Below are 1,342 nucleotides of genomic sequence, written 5' to 3'. Positions count from 1 at the left end.
GGCTTGTTCAACACTTGGGATTTAGTGTTGGCTACGCAACACCTTAATCCTTATTCGTTAGCTAGCGACCTTGCATTAACCAGTTTTCCAAATCCGTACTTGAATTTACAAGCCCTTTATACGGCTTATATGGAGCATACTGAGTATAAGCCTTAAAAGGTTTGAATTGCTTAAAGCCCTTAAAAGGTTCAAACGATGTATAACCCTGATATGTACTTTTAGTAAAACCGATTCGACCACCTTGATGGTCCCATAATATGTCGTTTTCAAACCAACCTAAATGCTTACCATTGAAACCATATACATTGCTACTACTGTCAATATAAGCAACGGGTAACCCATTGAATATATATATTACTTGTTCAGCGCCATCGGAAATGTATGCTACAGGTTTCCCTTGCGCATTGAACAAACTAGTATCACCTGACCTAGCACTTTTTTTCAAAGATGGATTGGAAAGCTTAGCCTCGCTGACATCAAGGAAAAGCAAATCATCACTATCAGGTGATGAAAATGAACAAAATATACGTACATTGTTACCAAGCATGGTGAAAATATCACCTGACGGAGAAACAATATTCGTAACAAAAGGAGCGCTTACTATTTCGTCACGACTTGCGGTAGAAGCAAAATTAAAAAGGTTAAGCACTTCTTGACGTAAGTGTTCTGGTAAATTCTGCATTTGAGAATTAAATTGGTGAGTAATTAATACATTCATTTTTGTTCTTCCCCAAATAATTTCTTAAACGCTTCTGTTTCAGACACTAACTGATCAATTTTCCCTTCATTAATTAGCTTTCTAGAACGCTTAGACACGTCCTCTGCAATTTGGTTTCTGATACACGCCTCATACTGCTTGGGTGTAAACCCTTTCAACAATTCATTGTCACGCTTTGTCAACTTAACTTGATAAACACAAGCGATTAATATGCAAACAAGAACAACGTAAAACGACGACTTTTTCGGCATTGACATCCAATCAACGTCTTGGCCACTTGCAACTTCTACGATTAGTGCGCTACTTGCCACACCTACTACTGTGGCACAGAGCAACGGAATTAAAGCCCGTAACCATGGGTTACGGTAAAATACATCTGGCATACCATCAACCAACTAAATTTAATAAAAACAGGGAATTATACCACGACTTATTGAACGTGAGCCACTTAGCTAGCTAACGCCTGCATAACACGTTTGCTACTATGCAGATTAAGCCTAAATTTACCACTTAATACGGTAAACTCAAAGAAATCTAGAATGCCGAATGTAGCAAATCGTGTTGATGCATTTGTGTACGCCCAGCATGGGTATGAACTAATGAGGTGAGAGTCCTCTGTAGGAA

The 1,342-nt window shown here is 38.6% G+C and carries 2 protein-coding genes; both read right to left on the bottom strand.

The features are described 5' to 3' along the window. Positions 1 to 61 precede the first annotated feature (61 nt). Positions 62 to 718: a 4-fold beta flower protein gene (locus ACED42_RS21770; RefSeq protein ID WP_371704143.1), complete on the bottom strand. Its 657-nt coding sequence runs from the start codon at positions 716 to 718 to the stop codon at positions 62 to 64. After that, on the bottom strand, positions 715 to 1,101 hold the full coding sequence (locus ACED42_RS21765) for a hypothetical protein (RefSeq protein ID WP_371704141.1): 387 nt from the start codon (positions 1,099 to 1,101) through the stop codon (positions 715 to 717). Before ACED42_RS21765 ends, ACED42_RS21770 begins: the two co-directional genes overlap by 4 nt. Between the last annotated feature and the right edge of the window lie 241 nt (positions 1,102 to 1,342).

The organism is Vibrio sp. FF145 (genome assembly GCF_041439075.1).
Lineage (GTDB): Bacteria > Pseudomonadota > Gammaproteobacteria > Enterobacterales > Vibrionaceae > Vibrio > Vibrio tasmaniensis_A.
Note: the sequence above shows the minus strand (reverse complement) of the source record. Positions and strands in the feature narration are given on the sequence as shown.